Source organism: Aeromicrobium sp. PFPM2_SD2 (assembly GCF_057364525.1).
Genome location: NZ_JBNFNZ010000663.1, coordinates 1 through 913, shown reverse-complemented (window position 1 = coordinate 913; position 913 = coordinate 1). Strand labels below are relative to the sequence as shown.

Sequence of the window (913 nt, the reverse complement as noted above, 5' to 3'; positions counted from 1 at the left end):
CGGGCCGCCGACGACGCGACCGCGACCTGGTGCTGGACCGCGAGACCTTCATCCTCGCCGCCGGCGGACGGCGTCCGGTCGCGCTCGATGCCGCACGCAAGGTCGAGGGCGACGAGGCGCTGGCCGCCCGCGTCCTCGACGCCCTCGCCGTCACGCCGTAGGGCCAGCCCTGGCCGTCAGGCCCTTTGCGCTGAGCGTGACGTTGTGTACGTCCGCACCGGCGTGTCGCGTGCAGAACGTCACGCCCAGCGCCATCGCCTCAGTCCAGCCGGAGGGACGCGTGGGCGTCGGCGCGGACGGTGGCGACCTTCGGCATGCCGGGCACCGTGAACGCCAGCGGCTCGGGTCTGGTGAGCCGGACGCGGACGCCGTCCGCCGTGGTGACGACCTCCATGCCCGTGACGCCCTCCCCGCCAGGTGCTCCGGCGACCAGCCGGCGTGCCCGGGCGGGTCGAGCGGCGCGTCCTGCCCGAGGCCGGACGTGTAGACGGCCTCCTCGCGCAGCCCGTCGGCCGCGGCGAGCGCGGCCCCGTCGGCGAGATGGCCGAGCTCCTGCCGGGCCAGGTAGGCGTCGGTCGCGTTGACCACGACGACGGTCAGCATCGCCACGACCAGGAAGAACCCGACGATCATCACGCTGGCGTAGCCCTCGTCGTCACGTCTCATCGAGGCGCCTCGGCCCGGTAGGAGCCGTACGGCTCGGTGTGGGTGCTGTCGACCGCGACCGAGGCGACCGGTCCGCCCAGGACGTCCGGCACGAACGGCAGCCGCTGCGCCCCGCTGACCCGGACCCGCACCGACGAGCCGGGTCGCAGGCAGTCGGACGGCGTCGGGCGGCAGACCACTTGGACGTCGGCGCCGTCGACCCCGCGTCCCTCGAGCGCCGCGGCGGCGGCGAGCCGGGCACGCACCT

Annotated in this window: 1 protein-coding gene and 1 pseudogene; both read right to left on the bottom strand. The window is 75.4% G+C overall.

All coding sequences use genetic code 11. From position 1 onward, the window contains the following. Positions 1-150: 150 nt before the first annotated feature. Complete coding sequence (locus tag AC2W7G_RS17270) at positions 151-666, bottom strand: pilus assembly protein TadG-related protein (RefSeq protein WP_485869522.1); 516 nt, start codon at positions 664-666, stop codon at positions 151-153. Further along, positions 663-913, bottom strand: a pseudogene (locus AC2W7G_RS17265) (hypothetical protein); the annotation flags it as partial. The pseudogene AC2W7G_RS17265 and the gene AC2W7G_RS17270, both read right to left, overlap by 4 nt.

Bases quoted from the DNA above. Each gene is read 5' to 3' on its own strand.
- AC2W7G_RS17270 (WP_485869522.1), bottom strand. From the start codon at position 666: ATGAGACGTGACGACGAGGGCTACGCCAGCGTGATGATCGTCGGGTTC.